Here is a 21239-nt window from a genome sequence, read left to right as displayed (position 1 = left end):
CCGTTCCACGGATTTCATATACGTTCGCTGGCACTCCACCTGTATGGACGAAGTCGACGACCAGTACACGCCCGCGGCGGTCGAGTCCGCGGTCGAGGAGTACTGGGACGACGCCGACGCTTACGAGGCGACGAAGGAGGCCCACGCCGACGACCCGCCCTTCTTCTTCGTCGACGGGCCGCCGTACACGTCAGGTCAAATGCACCTCGGCACGGCCTGGAACAAGACGCTGAAGGACGCCGTCATCCGGTACAAGCGGATGACCGGCCACCGCGTCACCGACCGGCCGGGCTACGACATGCACGGCCTGCCGATCGAGGTCAAAGTCGAGGAGGAACTCGGCTTCGAGACCAAGCGCGACATCGAAGAGTACGGCATCGAGGAGTTCATCCAAGAGTGTAAGGAGTTCGCCGTCCGCAACCGCGAGGCGATGGACGAGGACTTCCAGTCGATCGGCGTCTGGATGGACTGGGAGAACCCCTACGAGACCATCACGCCCGAGTACATGGAGGCCGCGTGGTGGGCGTTCCAGCAGGTCGACGAGCGCGGCCTCGTCGAGCAGGGCAAGCGCTCGGTGAACTACTGCCCGCGCTGTCAGACCGCCATCGCCGCAAACGAGGTCGAGTACGACGAGATCACCTCGCCGTCGATCTACGTGAAGTTCCCGCTGGAAGACAGAGCGGGAAGCCTCGTCATCTGGACGACGACGCCGTGGACCATCCCCGCGAACACCTTCGTCGCGGTCGACGGCGAGATGACCTACCAGGCTGTCCGCGCCGAGAAGGGCGGCGACAGCGAGGCGCAGAGCGCCTCGGACAGTTCGAGCGGCGGGCAGCCGCGAGAAGAGGAGGTCCTCTACATCGCCGAGCCCTGCGTCGAGGACGTCCTCAAGGAGGGTCGCTACGAGGACTACGAGGTCGTAGACGAGTACGCGGGCGAGGAGCTGACGGGCTGGACCTACGACAACCCCCTCGAACCGCACCTGAACGAGCACGCCGACTTCGAGGGCGCCCAGGAAGTGTACACGGCCGACTACGTCGAGGCCGACCGCACCGGCCTGGTCCACTCCGCGCCGGGCCACGGTCAAGAGGACTTCGCGCGCGGCCAGGAACTCGATCTCGACGTCTTCGTGCCCGTGAACGGCCGCGGGGAGTTCACCGACCAAGCCGGCGAGTACGCGGGCACCTTCGTCCGCGACGCCAACGAGGAGATCATCGACGACCTCGACGAGGACGGCGCGCTGCTCGCGTCGGGCACCCACGAGCACCGGTATGGTCACTGCTGGCGGTGCGACACGGACATCATCTTCCTCGCGACCGACCAGTGGTTCATCACGGTCACCGACATCAAGGACGACCTCCTGGACAACATCGAGGAGACCGAGTGGTACCCGCAGTGGGCCCGCGACAATCGTTTCCGGGACTTCGTCGAGGACGCGCCCGACTGGAACATCTCCCGGCAGCGCTACTGGGGCATTCCCCTGCCGATCTGGCAGGCCGACGACGGCGACTGGGTCGTGATCGGCACGCGCGAGGAGCTCGCCGAGCGCGCGGACCAGGACGTCGACCCCGACGAACTCGACCTCCACCGGCCCTCGGTCGATCCGCTGACGATCACCGAGGACGGCAAGACCTACGAGCGCGTCCCCGACGTCTTCGACGTCTGGATCGACTCCTCGGTCGCGACGTGGGGCACGCTCGATTACCCGAGCGAGACCGACGCCTACGAGGAGCTGTGGCCCGCCGACTGGATCGTCGAGGCCCACGACCAGACCCGCGGGTGGTTCTGGTCCCAGCTCGGAATGGGCTCTGCGGCCGTCGGCCGCGCGCCATACGAGGAAGTGATGATGCACGGCTTCGTCAACGACGAGGACGGAAGAAAGATGTCCAAGTCGCTCGGGAACATCGTCACGCCCGAGGAGGCCATCGAGCGCGCCGGCCGCGACCCGCTGCGGGCGTACCTCCTCAGCCACGACCAGCAGGGCGTCGACCTCTCCTTCGAGTGGGACGGCCTGGGCGAAATGCAGTCGACGCTCAACATCTTCTGGAACGTCTTCCGCTTCCCCCTGCCGTATATGGACCTCGACGGCTACGATCCCGCCGAGGCCGACCTCTCGGACGGCGACCTCACCGTCGTCGACGAGTGGGTCCTCTCGCGGCTCCAGTCCGTCGAGGCCGAAGCCAGAGAGGCCTGGGAGGACTACGAGGTGAGCACCGCGCTCAACACGGTGTTGGAATTCCTCACCGAGGACGTCTCGCGCTTCTACGTGAAGGCGATCCGCGAGCGGATGTGGGAAGAGGAGGACTCGGCGTCGAAGCGCGGCGCCTACGCCACGCTCGCGACGGTGATGGACGAGACGATCCGCCTCCTGGCTCCGGTGACGCCGTACCTCGCCGAGCGGATGTACCAGCACCTCGACGGATCGGCGACGAGCGTCCACGCGCTGTCGTACCCCGAGGCCGACGCGGACCGCCGCGATCCGGAACTGGAGCGGCAGATGGCGGTCCTCCGCGACGTCGAGGAGGCCGCGGCGAACGCGCGCCAGCAGGGCGGCCGGAAGCTCCGGTGGCCGGTCCAGCGCGTCGTCGTCGCCACCGAGGACGACGGCGTCGCCGACGCGGTCGAGTCGCTGTCGGCCCTCCTCTCCGAGCGGGTCAACGCCCGCGAAATCGACGTCGTCGCGGAGTTCGACGAACTGGTCGAGCGCGCCAGCCCCGAGATGGGCGTGATCGGCCCCGCGTTCGGCGCCGACGCCCAGAAGGTGATGGAGGCCGTCCGGGGCGAGACGCGCGCGGCGGTCGAGTCCGGCGTCGACGTCGACGGCGAGACCTACGAACTCACCGACGAGATGGTGAGCTACGAGGCCGAGCCCCCAGAGCACGTCTCGGGCGCGGACTTCGACGGCGGCACCGTCTACGTCGACACCTCCCTCACCGAGGAGATCGAGGCCGAGGGCTACGCGCGCGACGTGATCCGTCGGATCCAGGAGATGCGCAAACAACTCGACCTGGAGGTCGACGCCGAGATCGAGACGGCCGTCGAGGTCGCCGACGATCGGGTCGCCGAGTTCGTCGACCGCCACCGCGACGTGGTCGCCGAGGAGACCCGCACGCGGGCGTTCGTCGACGCCGACGAACTCGGCGACGCGGCGCTCGTCGAGGAGTGGGACGTCGAGGGCGTGACCGTCACGATCGGCGTCGAGCCGGTCGACGCGTAAGCGAGTCGCGGTCGCGGCCCACGGACAGCTCTCGCGACCCGCCAAACGGTGCTTCTTTCCCCCGGGCGGGCCTATCAGCGTCAATGACCTCCGAGCCTCCGCTGGTCCTCGACATCGACGGGACGCTCACCGACGGGTCCGGCAGACTCGACCCGCGCGTCTTCGCCCACCTCCAGGCCTGGACCGCGCCGGTCGTCCTCGCGACCGGGAAAGCGTTCCCCTACCCGGTGAGCCTCTGTCACTACCTCGGGATCGAGCCGACCGTGATCGCCGAGAACGGCGGCGTCGTGCTCGCGGCCGGCGCCGTCTCCTACCAGGGCGACCGGGAGCGGGCCCAGGCCGCGGCCGACGCGTTCGTCGAGCGGGGCGGCGACCTCGGCTGGGACGGATTCGACGCGGTCAACGAGTGGCGGCGGACGGAGATCGCCGTGAACCTCGACGCCGACGAGGAACTCCTCCGCGAGGTCGCCGCCAAGTTCGACCTCGAAGTCGTCGACACGGGTTATGCGTACCACCTCAAGACGCCGGACGTCGAGAAGGGCGACGGCCTGGAGGCGGTGGCCGAGGCGCTCGACCGCGATCCCGACTCGTTCGTCGCGATCGGCGACAGCGAAAACGACGTCTCGACGTTCGGCGTCGCCGGCTGGTCCTACGCCGTCGCGAACGCCGACGCGGCCGCGCGCGAGGCCGCCGACGTCGTTCTCGACGAGTCGTACTTCGACGGGACCGCCTCGGTGCTGGAAGAGCTCGGCTCGCGGGCCGAGTGACGAGCAGTCGTAGTGATTACTCTCACTATCAAGCCGTCGCGGGGTGGTCGTCTTCGAACGGGACGAACGAGCCGTTGATGTCCCACTCGTGGATGCAGTACGGGCTCCCGACGGCGCGCTCGCCGTCCGTCTCGGCCAGCCGCCAGGTGCCGGCGTCGCCGTCCCAGACTTCCTCGCGACCGCACCGCTCGCAGGTCCGTTCGGTCGGGGTTCGGAGTGTCGGTGCCATCGCCCACCCGTCGGCGCGCGATCCTGTTAACTGTGACTGTCGACCGCACGGCGAGCCGCCCGGACGGACACACTTAGGTCCGGCGCGCGCCTGCTTCTGTTATGGGATTTCATACCTTCGACGCCGACGAGTCGGCCAAGCTCGAACGGCCGGACCGCTACCGCTTCGGCTCCCGCGAGGAACTGCTCGCCGCGCTCGGTCTCGGCGGCGAGGACGTCGTCGCCGACATCGGCAGCGGAACCGGATTCTACACGGACGAGGTGGCCCCGTTCGCCGGGACGGTCTACGCCGTCGACGTCCAAGCGGAGATGCACGACCGCTATCGGGCGAAGGGGCTCCCGGAGAACGTCGAAACCGTGACCGCCGAGGCGTCGTCGCTCCCGCTCGCGGACGACGAACTCGACGCCGCGTTCTCGACGATGACCTACCACGAGTTCGCCACCGAGGCGGCGCTCGCAGAGCTCGCGCGCGTCGTCCGGCCCGGCGGCCGCGTGGTCACCCTCGACTGGTCGGCGAACGGCACCGGCGACGACGGCCCAGCGATGGACGAGCGGTTCGCGCTCGCGGACGCCGTCGAGGCCTTCGAAAGCGCCGGCTTCCGAACCGTCGGCGCGACGAGCCGAAAAGAGACGTTCTTCCACATAGCTCGCAGATAGCGTTTGAAACGTGGTCGAAACAGAAAAATATTAGTTTATCTTAGGAGTTCCGTTCTCATAATTTCCGTATCAGGGAAACAGTTATGACCGTGTGTGTACTGCTACCACATATGGTGATATACCACGGGACAGTCGATCCATACCATCCCGACGAGAGTCGCTACGAGTGCCGCGAGTGCGGTGCGCGCATCGAGAGCGGCAGCGTCTGTGAGATGTGTGGCAGCGAATCGCTCGTGAACCTCGCCGTCCCACGGGAGTGATACCAGCCACGGGAACACACACTGCGGCGACGGCGGTCGGTCGGCGTTCGGGTCACGGTCGCCCCGCGCCGACGACCGACCGCCCGCCGCGCAGCCGAAGACCTCGAATCCGACCGCGCGGGCGCCCGTCGAGCCGGACTCCGCTCGGGCGCGCCAGCCGACCGCCGCGACGGTCGGAGATCCTGTGTCCTGCCGTCGTCAGTCAGTTCCGGCTCACCCTCCTTCGAGACCCACCGCGTAGCCCTCGCGCCGTTCGTCGCTTAGTTCAGACCGCTTCGTCCATTTCGGCGATCCCGGTGTAGCGCTCTAGGAGTAGTACGAACACCGCCCCGACGACCGCGGCGCCCGCGAAGAGCGCGATCGCCGTCGGCGTCCACGTCCGACCGAGGTCGGCCAGTTGCTCGCCGGTCCGGACGACCGGCGCGCGGAGCGCGCCGACGATCAGCGCCACCAGAAAGGCGAGCGTCGCGGTCCGGGCGCGGTCGAGCGCGAAGCGCACCGCGTGGGCGACAGTGAACAGGCCGACGACGGCGCCCCCGACGAACGCGACGACGACGACGCCGTGTTCCCTGACGGGATCGACGGGGCCGCCGGTCGCGAGCGCGAGGAGGCCGTCGACGAACGACGACAGCGTCCCCGTCATGTACTCGTACTGGCCGAGGATCACGAGGATGAGCGAGCCGGAGATGCCCGGGAGGATCATCGCGCTGACGGCGACGGCGCCCGCGAGCACCGTCACCGGGAGGCTCTGGCCCAGCGTCGCGGCCGCGCGGCCGGAGACGACGAACGCGACGGCGAAGCCGGCGACGGCGGCGGCCATCCGGGGCGGCGTGTCGACGCTGACCTCCGAGAAGAGGACCCACGCCGAGGCGGCGATGAGGCCGAAGAAGAACCCGAAGGTGAGCACCGGCATCGACTGGATGCCCGCGTGGACGACGCGGGTGACGGTGACGATCGCCGACGCGATGCCCAGGCCCAGCACGATCAGGAACACGGTGTCGACGGCGCGAAGGGCCTCGTAAGCCCTCCGACGGCGGTCCGGGAAGACGCCGAGGAGGACGTCGCGGATCCGAGCGATGGAAACGGCGGTGATCGCACCGATCAGCCGCTCGTAGATCCCGGTGATGAGCGCGATCGTGCCCCCCGAGACCCCGGGGACCGCGTCCGCGGCCCCCATACAGACGCCCTTCAGGAAGATCACGAGCCACGACGAGTCGTCGGACAGGAGCTCGGTACCGACGTCTTCGGCAGCGGCCTCCGACTCCGTCACGCCCGCCGACCCGTCCTGCTCTCTCGACATAGCGTGGCGTTGAGGCGCCCCCTACTCCGACCTTTCGCTTCGGAGCCGGACGGAGAGCGAAAATTGAAACCCGGGGCTGGCGTGCCTCCGCCTATGGAGCTCAGCATCGTCGGCAGCGGCTACGTCGGCACGACCATCGCAGCCTGCTTCGCCGAGGTCGGCCACGACGTCGTCAACGTCGACATCGACGAGGAGATCGTCGAGACGATCAACGACGGGCGGGCGCCGATCCACGAGCCGGGACTCGACGAGCTGGTCGCCGAACACGCCGGCGATCGGCTCCGGGCGACGACCGACTACGGCGCCGTCCGCGACACCGACGCGACCTTCCTCGCGCTCCCGACGCCCTCCGAGGCGGACGGCCACATCGACCTCTCGATTATGGAGGCGGGCGCGCGGTCGCTCGGCGCCGCGCTCGCCGAGAAGGACGACCACCACGTCGTCGTCACCAAGAGCACCGTCGTGCCGACGACCACTGAGGAGGTGATCGCGCCGATCCTCGCCGAGGAGTCCGGCAAGGCCCTCGGCGAGGACCTGGGGATCGGGATGAACCCCGAGTTCCTCCGGGAGGGCAGCGCCGTCTCGGACTTCCTCGATCCCGACAAGATCGTCCTCGGCGCGGAGAGCGACCGCGCCAAAGCGGCGCTCCGCGGGGTGTTCGAGCCGCTTGCCGAACGGGCCGGCGATCCGCCGATCGTCGAGACCGGCGTCGCCGAAGCGGAGATGATCAAGTACGCCAACAACGGCTTCCTGGCCGCGAAGATCTCGCTGGCGAACGACCTCGCGAACATCTGTAAGGAGTACGGGATCGACTCCGAGGAGGTGCTGGAGGCGATCGGCCTCGATCACCGGATCGGCGCGGCGTTCCTCGGCGCGGGCGTCGGCTGGGGCGGTAGCTGCTTCCCGAAGGACGTCGCGGCGATCATCGCCGCGGCCCGCGACGTCGGCTACGAGCCCGCGATGCTGCAGGCCGCGGTGGAAGTGAACGACCGCCAGCCCGTCCGGCTCCTGGAACTGCTCCGCGGGCACGTCGACCCCGACGGCGCGCGAGTGGCCGTGCTCGGCCTCGCGTTCAAGCCCGGCACCGACGACATCCGGAACTCGCGCGCGCTCCCGCTCGTCGACGCGCTCGTCGACGCCGGCGCCGACGTCGTCGGCTACGATCCCGTGGCGACCGAGAACTTCCGCGAGCGCTACCCCGACATCGACTACGCCGAGACGGCCGAAGCGGCCCTCGACGACGCCGACGCCGCGCTCGTCGTGACCGACTGGCCGGAGTTCGCCGACCTCGACGGGGCGTTCGACGCGATGGCGACGCCGATCGTCGTTGACGGCCGCCGGATCGTCACGCGCAGAGAGGGCATCGTCTACGAGTCGCTCGTCTGACGGGGGCGATCCTCACCGGGTGAAAACGACCGAAAAGCACAGTGTGTTGTGGTGTCATATAGCACGCGTGCCATCGATCACCGTCGACGTGGGCGAACCCCTCAAGGAGCGGATGGAACAGTACGGCGACGTCGAGTGGGACGAGGTGTCGCGGCGGGCGATCCGCGAGAGGCTGGAGACGCTGGAGCTCGTCGAGGAGGCGACCGCCGACACGGACATCAGCGACGCCGACGCCGCGGAGCTCGCCGATCGGATCGACGAGATCGCACAGCGGCGGATCCGCGAGGCGTCGGACTGATAATGGCTCCTGTCAGTCATTACCGCTGGTTCGCCGAAACGGGGTGGCGAACCCGCGGTAAACAGTGACAGGAGCCATTATGACCGGCCGCGGACGGAAACCTACTTGCCGCAGACGGCCGTCCGTCCGGTATGCTCTCGCTCGCGCTCGCCGGCAAGCCCAACGCGGGCAAGTCTACCTTCTACAAGGCGGCGACGATGGCCGACGTCGACGTCGGCAACTACCCCTTCACGACGATCGATCCCAACCGCGGCGTGACCCACGCCCGGACGCGCTGTCCCTGCCTCGACCGGGAGGAGCGCTGCGGCAACTGCGAGGACGGCGTCCGCTACGTCCCGGTCGAACTGCTGGACGTCGCGGGCCTGGTCCCCGGCGCCCACGAGGGCCGCGGCCTGGGCAATCAGTTCCTCGACGCGCTCACCGACGCCGACGCCATCCTGGCGGTCGTCGACGCCGCCGGCGCCACCGACGCCGAGGGCGAGCCGGTCGAGGTCGGGACCTACGACCCCGTCGAGGAGGCCGACTTCGTCGAGGCCGAGTTGGAACAGTGGCTCGCGGGGATCATCGAGCGCAACTGGGAGAGCGTGGTCCGGAAGTCGCGCTCGCCGGACTTCGACATCGACGAGGCGCTGACCGAGATGCTGACGGGGTTCGGCGCGACCGAGTACGACGTCGCGGCCTCGCTCCGGGCGCTCGAATACCCCGAGGATCCCCAGCAGTGGACCGACGAGGACCGCGAGCGCCTGGCGACGGACATCCGCGAGCGGACGAAGCCCATCGTCCTCGTGGCGAACAAGGCCGACGCCGCGCCGCCGGAGAACCTCGAACGACTGAGCGAGGCAGAAAAGCCCGTGATCCCCGCGACCGCCGACGGCGAGCGAGCCCTCCGAACGGCGGCCGAGGGCGGCGTCGTCGAATACCTGCCCGGCGACGGCGACTTCCGCATCGCGGGCGACGTCTCCGACGCCCAGCGCCAGGGCCTCGACACCATCCGCCAGGTGCTCGACGCCTACGGCGGAACGGGCGTCCAGCAGGCGATCAATACCGCCGTCTACGACGTCCTCGATATGGTGACGGTCTACCCCGTCCAGAGCGAGTCGAAGTGGACCGACGGGACCGGCGAGGTGCTCCCCGACGCCTTCCTCCTGCCGCGCGGGTCGACGCCGAAGGACCTCGCGTACGCCGTCCACTCCGACATCGGCGAGGGCTACCTCCACGCGGTCGACGCGCGGTCGAAGCGTCGGATCGCGGAGGACTATCAGTTGGAGGAGGGCGACGTGATCAAGATCGTCAGCACGGCGAACTGAGGGCACCTTCTGCGGTTTTTGCGGAAACCGCCGAAAGGATATAACCGATGAGGGTGCTTAGTGAGCCATATGAGTGTCACCCGTAATGATGACGTACTAGGGGGCGAGCCGCGGATCGCCGGCACGCGCGTCGGCGTCCGCCACGTCGCCGCGCGGGTGATAGACGGCGGGCAGTCGCCCGCCCACGTCGCGGATCAGTTCGACGTCGCCCTCGCCGACGTGTACGAATCTCTCTCGTACTACTACGCTCACATCGACGAGATGCGCGAACTCGAACGGGAGAACGAAGCGGCGTTCGATCGCGTTCGCGAGTCGTCCCTGAAGCCCAAAGAGACCGTGCAGTGACGGGCGTTCGGATCCTGCCGGACGAGCACGTCGGACGAGTCTTCGAGCGACTGCTCCGGGAACGCGGCTACGAGGTCGAACAGGCGAAAGACCGCTTCGGAGAACACACGAGCGATTCGGAACTGCTGTCGTGGTGCGGGGAGTCCGACAGCGTCCTGCTGACGAACAACGCGAAGGACTTCGAGGCGCTCCACGGAGAGATCGATCACGCGGGGATCTTACTCTACTACGATCAGAGTCTCCCCGACGCCGATCCGGAAGGGCTCGCTCGCGCCGTCGACGAGGTGTTCACTCAGTACGGGTCCGACGGAGTCAGCGACCGACTGGTCGACCTCGGAGAGTGGTACGAGTGGATTCACAGTCGAACCTGACAGCCCTACGCGGGGTCGAGGTCGCGCTCAGACCACCGCGTCGTAGGCGTCTTTCATAACGTCGAGCGCCTCCCGCAGCGAGTCCTCGTCGGTCGCATACGAGAGCCGCGCGTAGCCGTCGCCGTGCTCGCCGAAGGCCTCGCCGGGGACGACCACGACGCCGCGGTCCAGACACTCGTCGACGAAGCCCTCGGGCACCTCCGGCATCACGTAGAACGCGCCGCCCGGGGTGGGTACGTCGAGGCCGATCTCCTCTAACCCCTCGACGACGAGGTCGCGGCGCTCCCGGAACGATTCGGTCATCTCGTTGACCTGATCCTGCGGCCCCGTGAGGGCGGCCTCGGCCGCGAACTGCGACGGCGCGGCGGCGCAGGCCTGGGCGTACTGGTGAACGCGGAGCATCCGCTCGATCCGGCGCGAGGAGGCCGTGACCCAACCGAGCCGCCAGCCCGTCATCGAGTACAGTTTCGAGGCGGAGTTGACGACGACAACGTTGTCGGAGTCGGCGAACTCCATCGGCGAGCGGAACTCCCCGTCGAAGACGGTGTACTCGTAGACCTCGTCCGAGATGCAGAGCACGTCGTGTTCGTCGGCGATCCGGGCGAACTCCCGGACGTCCTCGGGCGGCGAGACCGCGCCCGTGGGGTTGCCGGGGCTGTTGACGACGAACGCCGCCGTGTCGTCGGTGATCGCTGCTTCGACCGCCGCGGGGTCGATCGTGAGATCGTCGCGGAGCGGCACCGGGACGGGCGTCCCGCCGGTGAGTCGCGTGAGGGCGTCGTAGGAGACGAACCCCGGGTCCGGGATGATGACCTCGTCGCCGGCGTCGACGTGGGCCTCCAGGGCGACGTGCAGCGCCTCGGAGCCGCCCGCGGTGGCGATCACGTCGTCGGGGTCGACGTCGAGCCCCTGGTCTCGCAGGTGTTTATCGGCGATGGCTTCGCGGAGGGAGCGGGTGCCCTTGTTTTCGGTGTAGCCGTCGGCGAGCCCCTCGCGGATGGCCTCCGCGGCGGCCTCGCGGGCGTGGGGCGGCGCCGCGAAGTCGGGTTGGCCCAGCCCGAGGTTGATGGCGTCTTCGCCCGCGGCCTCGAAGACCTCGCGGATGCCGCTGATCGACACCTGCTCGACCCGATCGGAGAAGTGCGTCATACCCTCGCCCGGGGAGGCCACCGAGTTAGGTCTTGCTGGTCGCGGTCGGGGGCTCCGCAGAAATGTACGGGCAATATTTTCTTTTATCTACGACGTATTTGTTCCTTCACCTCCCTGAAATACGCTCTCGTTCGGGCGCCTACCGGCTGAAACGCCGAATTCGACCCGTCGAGTATCAGTGCGATGCTCGCCGCGTGCGCGGTCTAAATATGGCCGAGACCCCTACAGTCGTAAAATGACGAACGACGCTATGGCCGACGGGACTCCGATATCGCGACGACGACTCCTCAAATCGACGGCCGGTGTCTCGGCCGCCGGACTGGCTGGCATCGCCGGCTGCACCGGCGGCGGTAGCGGTAGCGGCAGCGGCGGCGGATCGGGTGGCGGCCTCGACGAGATCCGCGTCGCGTACATGCCGATCTACCCCGATATGCAGTACTTCGTGATGGACCAGGAGGGGTACTTCGACGAGCTGTCGGCCACCGTCGAGGGCGAGGTGTTCTCCGACGGCCCGAGCATCGTGCAGGCGTCGGCGACGGGGGACTTCGACGTGATGATGTTCGGGATCGTCCCGGCGATGATCGTGATGGACAAGGGCATCCCCTCGAAGATCACCGCCGCGAACATCCAGAACGCGATGCAGATCCTCGCCCACGACGACTTCGCGGCGATCTGGGAGGACGCCTCCTCGGGCGCGGAGGCCTTCGCCCGCTTCGAGGAGGAACGCGGCCGGAAGTTCAAGTTCGGGACCTTCCCGCCGGGCTCGGTACCGGATATCCTGCTGCGCTACTGGCTCGCGGAGATCGTCGGCGTCGACCCCGAGACCGACGTGAACATCACGGCGCTCGGCGGCGCCGGCCCCGTTCGGCAGGCGCTTCTGGCGGGGGAGATCGACGGCACCTCGATCATGGAGCCGGTCCCGACCATCGCCGAGGTGAAGGGCGCGCCGTACCAGTCGATCGCCTGGGCGGGCGACTTCATGCCCGGCCAGCCCGCGGCGGTGACGCTGATGCACGATCGGCTCCGCGAGGACAACCCCGAACAGGCGCGGGCGTTCGTCGGGCAGCACCAGCGCGCGACGACGTTCGCCGAGGAGAACCCCGACAAAGCGGCGAAAGACGCCAGCGCCGTCATCGGGGAATCGTCGCTCCCCGTCGAGATCGCCCGCAAGGCGATGGACTCGCGAGCCTCCGATTTCATCACCGACCCGCACAAGATCGCCGACGGCGCGCAGATCTTCTCGGAGTACGCCGCCCGTCTCGGTAAGATCAGCAAGCCGCTCTCGAACGACGCGATGTTCGACTTCGGGGTGTACGACTCGCTATGAGCGTCGAGGCCGGGACGGCGTCGGAGTCGAGTACGACCGAACTGGCGCGGTCCGGCGACGGCGAGACCGAGGGGGCCTCGGGCCTCGACGCGGTCGGTCTGGCGTACGGCGCCGTCGGCTCGGTTGTCTTCCTCGCGGTCTGGCAGGCCGCGGCGATGGCGGTCGGCCGGACGTACCTCCTCCCCTCGCCGGTCGAGGTCGCGACCGCGTTCGTCGTCGAGCTCACCGCGCCGACGACGTTCGCCGTCCCGTTCGTCGGCGTCACCGTCCCGGCGACTCGGCTCACGGCGAACCTCGCCCAGAGCCTGCTCCACTACGTCCCCGGCCTCGTCGTCGGGAGCGTCCTCGGGATCGCGCTGGGCGTCGGGATGGGCTGGAGCGCCCGCCTCGACGACGCGCTCACGCCCGTCACTCGGTTCCTCCGGCCGATCCCGCCGCTGGCGTGGATCGTCTTCGCGATCGTCTGGATCGGCATCGGCCACGGTGGCGCGGCGTTCATCGTCGGCATCGGCGCCTTCTGGATCAACTTCTACAACGCCTACGCGGGCGTGGAGGGCGTCTCGACCCACCTGAAGGAGGTCGCGGCGAGCCTCGGCGTCGACGACGACCTCACGATGATCCGGAAGGTGGTCCTGCCCGCGGCGACCCCCTCGATCGCGACGGGGATCCGGACCAGCATCGGGCAGTGCTGGATGATCGTCGTCGCGGCCGAGCTGTTCGGCGCGCCGGGCGTCGGCTTCCAGATCATCAACGCCGCCCAGAACCTCGCGACGGACGTGAGCGTGGCGTATATGGGCGTCATCAGCCTCGTCTTCCTCGTGAGCGACGGGCTCTTCCGACGGGTCGAACGGAGGGTTCTGGCGTGGCGGGAGTGAGCGACGACGCGGCCGCGGCGGCCGGCTCAGAGGAGTCCGACGCCAGCCTGAAAGTCGTCGTCAACGGCGTGGGCAAGGTCTACGAGTCGGAGCGCCAGCGCGTCGAGGCCCTCTCGGACGTGCATTTCTCGGTCTCTGACGGGGAGTTCGTCTGTCTCGTCGGCCCGTCGGGCTGCGGCAAGACGACCCTCTTCCGGACGATCGCGGGCCTGGAGGCGCCGACGAGCGGCGAGATCCGCCTCGACGGCGAGCCGGTCACCGGGCCCGGAACGGACCGGGGGATGGTCTTCCAGGAGTACGGCCTGTTCCCCTGGCGGACCGTCCGCGGCAACGTCGCATTCGGCCTCGAAGAGCAGGGCGTCGACGGCGCCGAGCGGACGCGCCGGATCGACGAGATGCTCGATCTGGTCGGGCTCTCGGACTTCGCCGACGCCTACCCGAAGGAGCTCTCCGGCGGGATGAAACAGCGCGTCGGGATCGCGCGGGCGCTCGCGGTCGACCCGGAGATCCTGCTCGCCGACGAGCCGTTCGGCAGCGTCGACGCACAGACCCGGGATATGCTCCACGGGGAGCTCCTCCGAATCTGGTCCGAGACCGAGAAGACGGTGCTGTTCGTGACTCACGACGTCGAGGAGGCGGTGAAGCTCTCCGATCGGGTGGTCGTGATGGCGGCCGACCCGGGCCGCGTCCGGGAGGTCGTCTCCGTCGACCTCGACCGCCCGCGCGAGCGCACCGACCCGGCGTTCGGCGAGCACGTCGAACGGATCCGCGGCCTGATCGGCGAGTAGCTCTGTTTCGGCTCGCTACTCGTCGCCGTCCTCGCTGCCGGCTGCGTGTTCCTCCCGCAGTCGATCGACGTGCGACAGCACGACCGACAGCGTCGCGTCCGCGTCGGTGTAGCCGCGGTCGTAGTCTTCGCGTGCCGCGTCGACGTCTCGGAGGAACTCAGTCACGACGTCGTCGAGGCTCTCGTTCGATGCTTCGGCTTCCGGGTCGGCCGCGTCAGCGTCGTCAGTCATACTCGACCGTCTCGTCCCGAGTGTGAAAAGCGCGCCGTCGCGGACGACGGCCTCGGCCCACATATAAATACGACCGCGACGGACTCACGCCCGTGCTCACGCTGCGGTTCGAGGACGGAACGATCCGGATCGACGGCCTCGACGAGTCCGACGTCGGGTCCGACTCGCTCCCGGGCGTCGCCTGGGACGACCGCGGCCTCGTCGCCCGCGCGCCCGCCCACCGCTACGCCGACCTCCGGCGCGCGCTGCGCGAGGCCGACGTCCGATTCGAGGATCGGGTGCTCCCGGAGACGTCGCTCTCGCTGTCGCACGCGTACGACCTCCGCCCGTATCAGGAGGAGGCGATCGACGCCTGGCGCGCCGGCGACGACCGCGGCGTCGTCGAACTCCCGACGGGCGCCGGGAAGACCGTCCTCGCGGTCGACGTCGTCGCCCGACTCGGGGTGCCGACGCTCGTGGTCGTCCCGACGATCGACCTCCTCGACCAGTGGAAGCGCGAACTGGAGACCGAGTTCGACGTCCCCGTGGGGCAGTTCGGCGGCGGCGAGCAGACCCAGGAGGCGATCACGGTCTCGACGTACGACTCGGCGTACCTGCGGGCCGAAGACGTCGGCGGCGACTTCGGGCTCGTCGTCTTCGACGAGGTCCACCACCTCGGCGGCGAGGGCTACCGCGACGTCGCGCGACTCGTCGCCGCGCCCGCCCGCCTCGGGCTGACGGCGACCTTCGAGCGCCCCGACGGCGCCCACGAGGTCATCGAGGACCTCGTCGGGCCGAAGGTCTACGAGGCCGGCGTCGACGACCTCGCGGGCGAGCACCTCGCGGACTACGAGGTCCGGCGCGTCGAGGTCGAACTCGGCCCCGAGGAGCGCGAGGCCTACGAGGCGGCCCAGGGGACCTTCGTCGGCTACCTCAAGCGCTCGAACCTCTCGCTGAAGAGCGGCTCCGATTACCGGAAGCTGGTGATGCGTTCCGGGAACGATCCGAAGGCCCGCGAGGCGCTCCTGGCGAAGCAGCGCGCCCGGCGGATCATGATGAACGCCGACGCGAAGGTGGAGACGCTCGGCCGCCTGCTCGATCGCCACCGGGGGGATCGGGTAATCGTCTTCACGGCCCACACCGACCTTGTCTATCGGCTCTCGGAACGGTACCTGCTTCCGGCGATCACGAGCGAGACCGGCGCGAGCGAGCGCCGGGAGATCCTGGACCGATTCAGGGGCGGGACGTACTCGCGGGTCGTGACCGCGAACGTCCTCGACGAGGGCGTCGACGTCCCCGACGCCAACGTCGCGGTCGTGCTCGCCGGCTCGGGCTCCGAGCGGGAGTTCACCCAGCGGCTCGGCCGGATCCTCCGCCCGAAGGACGACGGCGGACGCGCGCTGCTGTACGAGGTCGTGAGCGAGGAGACCGCAGAGGAACGCGTCGCAGACCGGCGCCGGTGAGTGTGCGGTGAGTGTGATCAGTGTGATCGAGACGATACTCAGGCGACGTCGACGCTGAGGTTCCCGTTCGTCGTGAACCGCTCGTAGGCGACGTCGAACGTCACCGACCACTCGGCCGTCTCCCCCGCGGGGACCGCGAGCGACGCCTCCCGCTCGAACTCCTCCTCGCCGAGGCCGACGGTGACCGTCACGGTCGCAGTCCGCTCGGCCTCGCTTCGGTTCCGGACCGTCCCGAACACGCGGAGGTCGCCCGCGTCCGTCGCCTCGAAGTCGAAGGTGCCGACGCCGAGTGGGGGCGGGGCCGTCGTTCGGCGGGGTTCGCCGGCGGGCGCGTCGGGCGGGTGGCGCGGACCCGTCGCTCCCGGCGCCGCGCCGAGGCAGCCGCCGAGAAGCGCCGAGAGCGACCCGGTCGCGGCGGCGAGTACGGTGCGTCGGTCCATCGTGCCACGAACGGCCGGCCGTGGTGATGAGTCTTCTCCTCGGGACCTGCGAGAGCGGCACGCTCTTGGCCCGCGGCCGCCAACGCGGGAGCGTGCTGCGAAAGGACCTCCTCCGGGTCTCCAGGGCGGGCGGCGGCTACCACCCGCAGTTCGCGGGACGCGAGGACCGGCCGCTCGCCGCGCGCGTCATCGGCGTCTTCCAGGGGCACGTCGGCGAGCCGCGCCGGCGCCTGAACGAGGCGCTCGACGACCTCGAACGCGACGCCGACGACTTCAAGCTCGTCCGCGGGTTCGCGGCGCTCGTAGAACGCGAGGGGGTCTTCGAGACGCGCGCGCCGCTCCCGCCCGAGCGCGTCCGGCGCGTCGTCTTCGAGTCCGCGGAGGGAGTCGGCGCGGTCGTGACCGAGAGCGACCGGCGGGAGGCGCTGGAGACGGCGGCCGACGCGCTCGGGACCGACGTCGAGTCCGTCGAGACGTCGCTGTACGCCGATCGGGAGGTAAACGAGGTGCTGTCGTCGTTCGAACCGCGGTGGGACCCCGACCAGCTCATCGAGCAGTACAACCTCTCGCTGGCCCAGACTGCCCTCTTCGACGCGACGGAGGTCCGCGTCCGATGTTCGGACCCGAAGCGGCTCGTCTCGGCCGTCAAACGCCTCGGTCTGATGTACGAGATCCGTCGCGACGGCGGGAGCGGAGGCCGCGCGGACGACAGCATCGCCGAGCGCGAGCTGGTCGTGACCGGCCCCGACGCGCTCTTCCGACGGACTCGCCGCTACGGGACCGCCTTCGCGCGCCTCCTGCGGAGCGTCGCCGGGACCGCCGAGTGGTCGCTGTCGGCGACGATCGACGACCGCGGCACCGAGCGCGAACTCCGGCTCGGCTCGGGGGACGTCACAGTGCCCGACGTCGATCCCGTCGCGGAGCCGACCTACGACAGCGGCGTCGAGGCCGACTTCGCCGCCCGATTCGCCGGCCTCGACCTCGACTGGGAACTCTCGCGGGAACCCGAGCCGCTCGCGGCGGGCGCGCGGGCGATGATCCCCGACTTCGCGTTCGACTACCGGCCCGGCGGCGCCGACGCGCCCGCGCTCCGGGTGTTCTTCGAGGTGATGGGCTTCTGGACGCCCGAGTACGTCGAGAAGAAGCTCGACCAGTTCGGAAGCGTCGACGACGACGTCGAACTGCTCGTCGCGGTCGACGAGTCCCTCGGCGTCGGCGAGGAGATCGAAGCCCTCGACCACCGGGTGATCACCTTCACCGATCGGGTGCGCGTGAAGGACGTCGTCGATGCCCTCCGGGAGTACGAGTCGGCCCTGGTCGACGCCGCGGCGGAGTCGCTCCCCGACTCGCTCGTCCCCGACGACGACGTCGTCCACCTCGATACCCTGGCGCGCGACCACGGCGTGAGCGCCGCGGCCGTCGAGTCGGCGTCGTTCCCCGAGCACGAGCGCGTGGGTCGGTCGCTGATTCGCCCAGCGGTGCTCGACGCGCTCGCGGCGGACATCGAGCCGGGGCTGTCGCTGTCGGAGGCCGAATCGGTGCTGGAAGACCGCGGCATCGACGACACATCCGCCGTCCTCTCGCGGCTCGGCTATCGGGTCGCGTGGGAGGACCTCGGCGGCGGGACGATCGAGGAGAAAGAGCCGTAGCGCTACGAGAGGTCCTCCCGGCGGCCCTTCGGGATCGTCGAGCGGAGTTCGCCGTGGAGGTAGAGCCCGACGCCGATCGGCTCGACGTCGCCCGCGAACTCGTGGGCGGCGATCACGTAGCCCCAGTCGCCGTCCCAGCGCGGCAGGTCCTGGTCGTCGCCGCGGGCGAAGCGCTCGGCCTCTTGCCTTTCCAGGACGACGACGTTCTCTGTCGCCGCACCGCCGAACCGCTGGACCGCGTTCGTCGAGGGCTTCCAGTGCTCCTGGCGCGCGCGGAGGATCCGCAGCCCGAGCCCTTCAACGGCGACGGGCGAGACGACGTCGGCTGCGAACGCCCAGAGCTTGCCGTTGCCCTTCTCCCAGAAGGTGTAGTCGTCCCAGGTCTCCGGCGGGATCCCGTAGCGGTCGTGCCACCAGTCGACGACCTCCGAGCGGGCCGGCCGCCCCGGGACCTCGCGCTCGTCGGGCGTCGCCGGCAGGCGATCGAACCGCTGGCCGTCGTTCTCGGGCGGGTCGCCGCCGCTACCGTCCCCCGTCTCGTCAGTCATCCTGTCACCTCCAGTTTCGCACAGAAGAACCCGCCCGTGTCGTTGCGGTGCGGGTAGACGCGGTGGGCCCGCTCGACGGTCGGATCGTACTCCTCGCCGTCCCACTCGGTGACGCCCGGGTCCGTCTCGAAGCCGTCGGGAGCCTCCCACTCGCGGAGCTCGCAGTCCTCGGATTCGAGCGCGTGGTCCAGGACGGCCTCGTTCTCCTCGGGCGCGAAGGTACAGGTCGAGTAGACGACGGTGCCGCCCGGTCGCGTCGCCTGGATCGCCCGCCGGAGGATGCCCTTCTGGATGCCCGCGACGCTCTCGACGTGGTCCATCGACCAGCGGTCCAGGGCGTCGGGGTTCTTGCGGATCGTCCCCTCACACGAGCAGGGCGCGTCCACGAGCGCGCGGTCGAAGGCCTCGACTCGCTTGTCGTGGTCGGTGCGGTCGCCCAACGGCTTGAACGAGAAGTTCCGCGCGTCCTGGTTCGTCACCGCGAGGTTCGTGATCCCGAGGCGCTCGGCGTTGTGCCGGAGCGCCGAGAGCCGCCCGAGGTTGTTGTCGTTGCCGATCAGGAGGCCGGAATCGTCCATCAGGTCCGCGAGCTGGGTGGTCTTGCTCCCCGGCGCGGCGCAGGCGTCCCAGACGACGTCTCCCGGCCCTGGATCGAGCGCCAGCGCGGGCAGCGCCGACACCTCCTCCTGGCCGTGGAGCCAGCCGTGGAAGTACGGCCACGACGTCCCCGGGCCGCGCTCGTCGAGCCGGAAGATCCCGGGATGCCAGTCGGTGACTTCGTAGTCGACACCCTCGTCGTCGAGGGCCTCGCGGGCGCGGTCGACGGAGGCCTTCAGGGTGTTGACGCGGACGACCGAGGGGAGCGGCCGCTCGCACGCCCCGCGGAACGCGTCGAAGTCGTCGACGAGCGACGCGTACCGCTCGAGTAGTTCCATAGGGGAGGCAACTCGACGGGCCCGCTTGTGGGTGTCGGTTCCGCGACTCCCCTCCGAGCAGGTCGGTTCGGTCCGGTTCCCAGCGGTTTTACCACGGTCGGCGCCGTGGTGACCGTATGGCTCGCATCTCCACGCTCGCCGCCGACGTGTCGCTGTCGGAACCGTCGCTGGTCGAGGGGTTCCCGGGCGTCGGCCTCGTCGGCAAGATCGCCGCCGACCACCTCGTCGAGGAGTTCGAGATGGTCCACTACGCCAACGTCTACTGCGACGGACTCCCGAAAGTCGCGGTCTACGCCGAGGACGACGCCGAGCTCCGACCGCCGGTCCGGATCTACGCCGACGCCGACCGCGACCTGCTCGTCCTCCAGAGCGACGTCCCGATCCGACCGGACGCCGCCGTCGAACTGGCCGACTGCCTGTCCGGGTGGTTCGACGAACTGAACGTGACGCCGCTGTACCTCTCGGGGATCCCGCGCGAGAAAGACCAGGGCACCGTCCCGTCGCTGTACGGCCTCGGCGTCGCCGACGGCGTCGATCGGATCTCCGAGGTCGGGATCGAGGCCCCACACGAGATGGGTCTCGTCTCGGGGCCCACGGGCGTCCTCCTCAACCACGCGGTCGAGTCCGGGCGGACGGCGGTCGGGCTGGTCGTCGAATCGGACCCGCGGTTCCCGGACCCGGAGGCGTCCCGGATCCTGATCAAGCAGGGCATCGAGCCGCTGACGGGGCTCGACGTGCCCGTCGACGACCTCGTCGACCGCGCCGAGCAGATCCGGCAGGCCAAAGAGCGGCTCGCCAAGCGGATGGAAGAGGCCAGCGAGGAGAGCACACAGGCCCGGCCGATCGGGATGTACCAGTAGAGTACAGTAGCGCAGCGGCCCCGTCGTCGACCCCCTTTCTACACGTTTAAGACTCGTCGTCCACTCTCACCGGATATGAGCGACGAGTCCCCCGAGGGCCGCACCGCGGCCGCCGAGTACTCCGACGCCGACGCAGACGCAGACGCAGACGCGGACGACGAGGCCACGGACGCGCAGGATGCGGACGCGGACGTGTCCGACGACGCCGCGCCCGACGAGCAGGCGGACGCGACGCCGGACGCCGACGGGGCGGGCTCCGTGGACGACCCCGAGGAATCGGATCTCGCCGACCGAGTGGCGGAGTACGACGAGGCGCTCGCCGACGAGGTCGCGGCGCTGGAGTCGCGAGTCGCCGATCTCGAATCCGACCTCGAAGACCGGGACGACCGCATCGAGGAACTGGAGTCGGCGCTGAAGCGCTCGAAGGCGGACTTCAAGAACTACAAGAAGCGCGCGAAGAAGCGCCAGGAGGAGATCCGCGAGCGGGCCACGGAGGACTTCGTGGGCCGGATCGTCAGCGTGCGCGACAACCTCGTGCGCGCGCTCGACCAGGACGAGGACGCCGACATCCGCCCGGGGGTCGAATCGACCCTGGAGGAGTTCGACCGAATCCTCGACGAGGAGGACGTCTCGGCGATCGAGCCTGCGGCCGGCGACGACGTCGACCCGACGCGCCACGAGGTGCTGATGCGCGTCGAGGACGCCGACCAGCCCGAGGGAACGGTCGTGGACGTCTACCGCCCCGGCTACGAGATGGCCGGATCGGTCGTCCGGGAGGCCCAGGTCACCGTCAGCGACGGGTCGGGCGCCGACAGCGACGAGGATGGCGAAGCAGACGAGGCGGACGCGGAGTAACTCC

The 21239-nt window shown here is 69.4% G+C and carries 23 protein-coding genes; 16 read left to right on the top strand and 7 right to left on the bottom strand.

Annotated features, from left to right (window positions below; genetic code table 11):
• Positions 1–43 precede the first annotated feature (43 nt).
• Complete coding sequence (gene ileS / locus ACQUQ0_RS07830; protein ID WP_435184387.1) at positions 44–3217, top strand: isoleucine--tRNA ligase; 3174 nt, start codon at positions 44–46, stop codon at positions 3215–3217.
• Positions 3218–3300: 83 nt separating this feature from the next.
• The gene (locus tag ACQUQ0_RS07825) at positions 3301–3984 is read left to right on the top strand and encodes an HAD-IIB family hydrolase (protein ID WP_435184386.1); all 684 of its coding nucleotides are present in this window, start codon (positions 3301–3303) and stop codon (positions 3982–3984) included.
• 28 nt (positions 3985–4012) lie between these two features.
• On the opposite strand, the gene ACQUQ0_RS07820 is transcribed toward ACQUQ0_RS07825, so the two are convergent.
• Positions 4013–4213, bottom strand: coding sequence for an HEWD family protein (locus ACQUQ0_RS07820; protein WP_372389604.1), 201 nt, complete (start codon positions 4211–4213; stop codon positions 4013–4015).
• 101 nt (positions 4214–4314) lie between these two features.
• Between ACQUQ0_RS07820 and ACQUQ0_RS07815 the strand changes: the two genes are divergently transcribed.
• Positions 4315–4869 (top strand): class I SAM-dependent methyltransferase, encoded by a 555-nt coding sequence (locus ACQUQ0_RS07815; RefSeq protein ID WP_435184383.1) that lies wholly within the window; start codon positions 4315–4317, stop codon positions 4867–4869.
• Positions 4870–4979: 110 nt separating this feature from the next.
• Complete coding sequence (locus tag ACQUQ0_RS07810) at positions 4980–5129, top strand: DUF7129 domain-containing putative zinc-binding protein (protein WP_372389601.1); 150 nt, start codon at positions 4980–4982, stop codon at positions 5127–5129.
• 265 nt (positions 5130–5394) lie between these two features.
• On the opposite strand, the gene ACQUQ0_RS07805 is transcribed toward ACQUQ0_RS07810, so the two are convergent.
• The gene (locus ACQUQ0_RS07805; protein ID WP_435184602.1) at positions 5395–6306 is read right to left on the bottom strand and encodes a DUF368 domain-containing protein; all 912 of its coding nucleotides are present in this window, start codon (positions 6304–6306) and stop codon (positions 5395–5397) included.
• Positions 6307–6522: 216 nt separating this feature from the next.
• Here ACQUQ0_RS07805 and aglM point away from each other — a divergent pair, with 216 nt between their 5' ends.
• The 5 genes from aglM (at position 6523) to ACQUQ0_RS07780 (ending at position 10136) form a co-directional block, all read left to right on the top strand.
• A complete protein-coding gene (gene aglM / locus ACQUQ0_RS07800) occupies positions 6523–7815 on the top strand; it encodes a UDP-glucose 6-dehydrogenase AglM (protein ID WP_435184382.1) in 1293 nt (430 codons plus the stop codon).
• Between the two features lie 67 nt (positions 7816–7882).
• On the top strand, positions 7883–8113 hold the full coding sequence (locus tag ACQUQ0_RS07795) for a hypothetical protein (protein ID WP_435184381.1): 231 nt from the start codon (positions 7883–7885) through the stop codon (positions 8111–8113).
• 131 nt (positions 8114–8244) lie between these two features.
• On the top strand, positions 8245–9420 hold the full coding sequence (locus ACQUQ0_RS07790) for a redox-regulated ATPase YchF (RefSeq protein WP_435184379.1): 1176 nt from the start codon (positions 8245–8247) through the stop codon (positions 9418–9420).
• 69 nt (positions 9421–9489) lie between these two features.
• Positions 9490–9765, top strand: a complete 276-nt coding sequence (locus tag ACQUQ0_RS07785) for a DUF433 domain-containing protein (protein WP_435184378.1) — start codon at positions 9490–9492, stop codon at positions 9763–9765.
• Complete coding sequence (locus ACQUQ0_RS07780) at positions 9762–10136, top strand: DUF5615 family PIN-like protein (protein ID WP_435184376.1); 375 nt, start codon at positions 9762–9764, stop codon at positions 10134–10136. Before ACQUQ0_RS07785 ends, ACQUQ0_RS07780 begins: the two co-directional genes overlap by 4 nt.
• Before the next feature lie 27 nt (positions 10137–10163).
• Here the strand turns inward: ACQUQ0_RS07780 and ACQUQ0_RS07775 are convergent, their stop codons facing one another.
• Positions 10164–11285: a pyridoxal phosphate-dependent aminotransferase gene (locus ACQUQ0_RS07775; protein WP_435184375.1), complete on the bottom strand. Its 1122-nt coding sequence runs from the start codon at positions 11283–11285 to the stop codon at positions 10164–10166.
• 235 nt (positions 11286–11520) lie between these two features.
• Between ACQUQ0_RS07775 and ACQUQ0_RS07770 the strand changes: the two genes are divergently transcribed.
• Genes ACQUQ0_RS07770 through ACQUQ0_RS07760 form a run of 3 tightly spaced genes read left to right on the top strand, consistent with a single transcriptional unit; the run spans position 11521 to position 14275 of the window.
• Positions 11521–12612 carry an ABC transporter substrate-binding protein gene (locus tag ACQUQ0_RS07770; protein WP_435184373.1) on the top strand — a complete coding sequence of 364 codons (1092 nt, stop codon included), beginning with the start codon at positions 11521–11523 and terminating at the stop codon, positions 12610–12612.
• Positions 12609–13487 (top strand): ABC transporter permease, encoded by an 879-nt coding sequence (locus ACQUQ0_RS07765; protein WP_435184372.1) that lies wholly within the window; start codon positions 12609–12611, stop codon positions 13485–13487. The genes ACQUQ0_RS07770 and ACQUQ0_RS07765 overlap by 4 nt, the downstream gene beginning before the upstream one ends.
• Complete coding sequence (locus tag ACQUQ0_RS07760; protein ID WP_435184371.1) at positions 13484–14275, top strand: ABC transporter ATP-binding protein; 792 nt, start codon at positions 13484–13486, stop codon at positions 14273–14275. Before ACQUQ0_RS07765 ends, ACQUQ0_RS07760 begins: the two co-directional genes overlap by 4 nt.
• 15 nt (positions 14276–14290) lie before the next feature.
• Here the strand turns inward: ACQUQ0_RS07760 and ACQUQ0_RS07755 are convergent, their stop codons facing one another.
• The gene (locus ACQUQ0_RS07755) at positions 14291–14506 is read right to left on the bottom strand and encodes a hypothetical protein (protein ID WP_435184370.1); all 216 of its coding nucleotides are present in this window, start codon (positions 14504–14506) and stop codon (positions 14291–14293) included.
• A 92-nt stretch (positions 14507–14598) separates the two neighbouring features.
• On the opposite strand from ACQUQ0_RS07755, the gene ACQUQ0_RS07750 reads away from it, so the two are divergent.
• A complete protein-coding gene (locus ACQUQ0_RS07750; protein ID WP_435184369.1) occupies positions 14599–15948 on the top strand; it encodes a DEAD/DEAH box helicase in 1350 nt (449 codons plus the stop codon).
• Positions 15949–15986: 38 nt separating this feature from the next.
• On the opposite strand, the gene ACQUQ0_RS07745 is transcribed toward ACQUQ0_RS07750, so the two are convergent.
• Positions 15987–16388 (bottom strand): transcriptional initiation protein Tat, encoded by a 402-nt coding sequence (locus ACQUQ0_RS07745; RefSeq protein WP_435184368.1) that lies wholly within the window; start codon positions 16386–16388, stop codon positions 15987–15989.
• A 92-nt stretch (positions 16389–16480) separates the two neighbouring features.
• Between ACQUQ0_RS07745 and ACQUQ0_RS07740 the strand changes: the two genes are divergently transcribed.
• Entirely contained in the window at positions 16481–18037 is a 1557-nt protein-coding gene (locus tag ACQUQ0_RS07740) for a DUF790 family protein (RefSeq protein WP_435184601.1), read from the top strand.
• 2 nt (positions 18038–18039) lie between these two features.
• Here the strand turns inward: ACQUQ0_RS07740 and ACQUQ0_RS07735 are convergent, their stop codons facing one another.
• Positions 18040–18585, bottom strand: a complete 546-nt coding sequence (locus ACQUQ0_RS07735) for a DUF7122 family protein (protein WP_435184367.1) — start codon at positions 18583–18585, stop codon at positions 18040–18042.
• Entirely contained in the window at positions 18582–19520 is a 939-nt protein-coding gene (locus ACQUQ0_RS07730) for an RsmB/NOP family class I SAM-dependent RNA methyltransferase (protein WP_435184364.1), read from the bottom strand. The genes ACQUQ0_RS07735 and ACQUQ0_RS07730 overlap by 4 nt, the downstream gene beginning before the upstream one ends.
• A gap of 116 nt (positions 19521–19636) precedes the next feature.
• On the opposite strand from ACQUQ0_RS07730, the gene ACQUQ0_RS07725 reads away from it, so the two are divergent.
• Both ACQUQ0_RS07725 and grpE read left to right on the top strand, forming a co-directional pair.
• Positions 19637–20380 carry a proteasome assembly chaperone family protein gene (locus ACQUQ0_RS07725; protein ID WP_435184362.1) on the top strand — a complete coding sequence of 248 codons (744 nt, stop codon included), beginning with the start codon at positions 19637–19639 and terminating at the stop codon, positions 20378–20380.
• A 75-nt stretch (positions 20381–20455) separates the two neighbouring features.
• A complete protein-coding gene (grpE, locus tag ACQUQ0_RS07720) occupies positions 20456–21235 on the top strand; it encodes a nucleotide exchange factor GrpE (protein ID WP_435184359.1) in 780 nt (259 codons plus the stop codon).
• Positions 21236–21239 lie beyond the last annotated feature (4 nt).

The sequence above is a fragment of the Halobellus sp. EA9 genome (genome assembly GCF_051195055.1).
GTDB lineage: Archaea > Halobacteriota > Halobacteria > Halobacteriales > Haloferacaceae > Haloquadratum > Haloquadratum rubicundus.
This window is presented reverse-complemented; position numbering and strand designations above follow the sequence as displayed.

Coding starts and splice junctions, on each gene's coding strand:
- ileS (WP_435184387.1), top strand. CDS start 44: ATGGACGAAGTCGACGACCAGTACACGCCCGCGGCGGTCGAGTCCGCG.
- ACQUQ0_RS07825 (WP_435184386.1), top strand. CDS start 3,301: ATGACCTCCGAGCCTCCGCTGGTCCTCGACATCGACGGGACGCTCACC.
- ACQUQ0_RS07820 (WP_372389604.1), bottom strand. CDS start 4,213: ATGGCACCGACACTCCGAACCCCGACCGAACGGACCTGCGAGCGGTGC.
- ACQUQ0_RS07815 (WP_435184383.1), top strand. CDS start 4,315: ATGGGATTTCATACCTTCGACGCCGACGAGTCGGCCAAGCTCGAACGG.
- ACQUQ0_RS07810 (WP_372389601.1), top strand. CDS start 4,980: ATGGTGATATACCACGGGACAGTCGATCCATACCATCCCGACGAGAGT.
- ACQUQ0_RS07805 (WP_435184602.1), bottom strand. CDS start 6,306: ATGGGGGCCGCGGACGCGGTCCCCGGGGTCTCGGGGGGCACGATCGCG.
- aglM (WP_435184382.1), top strand. CDS start 6,523: ATGGAGCTCAGCATCGTCGGCAGCGGCTACGTCGGCACGACCATCGCA.
- ACQUQ0_RS07790 (WP_435184379.1), top strand. CDS start 8,245: ATGCTCTCGCTCGCGCTCGCCGGCAAGCCCAACGCGGGCAAGTCTACC.
- ACQUQ0_RS07785 (WP_435184378.1), top strand. CDS start 9,490: ATGAGTGTCACCCGTAATGATGACGTACTAGGGGGCGAGCCGCGGATC.
- ACQUQ0_RS07775 (WP_435184375.1), bottom strand. CDS start 11,285: ATGACGCACTTCTCCGATCGGGTCGAGCAGGTGTCGATCAGCGGCATC.
- ACQUQ0_RS07770 (WP_435184373.1), top strand. CDS start 11,521: ATGACGAACGACGCTATGGCCGACGGGACTCCGATATCGCGACGACGA.
- ACQUQ0_RS07765 (WP_435184372.1), top strand. CDS start 12,609: ATGAGCGTCGAGGCCGGGACGGCGTCGGAGTCGAGTACGACCGAACTG.
- ACQUQ0_RS07755 (WP_435184370.1), bottom strand. CDS start 14,506: ATGACTGACGACGCTGACGCGGCCGACCCGGAAGCCGAAGCATCGAAC.
- ACQUQ0_RS07745 (WP_435184368.1), bottom strand. CDS start 16,388: ATGGACCGACGCACCGTACTCGCCGCCGCGACCGGGTCGCTCTCGGCG.
- ACQUQ0_RS07735 (WP_435184367.1), bottom strand. CDS start 18,585: ATGACTGACGAGACGGGGGACGGTAGCGGCGGCGACCCGCCCGAGAAC.
- ACQUQ0_RS07730 (WP_435184364.1), bottom strand. CDS start 19,520: ATGGAACTACTCGAGCGGTACGCGTCGCTCGTCGACGACTTCGACGCG.
- ACQUQ0_RS07725 (WP_435184362.1), top strand. CDS start 19,637: ATGGCTCGCATCTCCACGCTCGCCGCCGACGTGTCGCTGTCGGAACCG.
- grpE (WP_435184359.1), top strand. CDS start 20,456: ATGAGCGACGAGTCCCCCGAGGGCCGCACCGCGGCCGCCGAGTACTCC.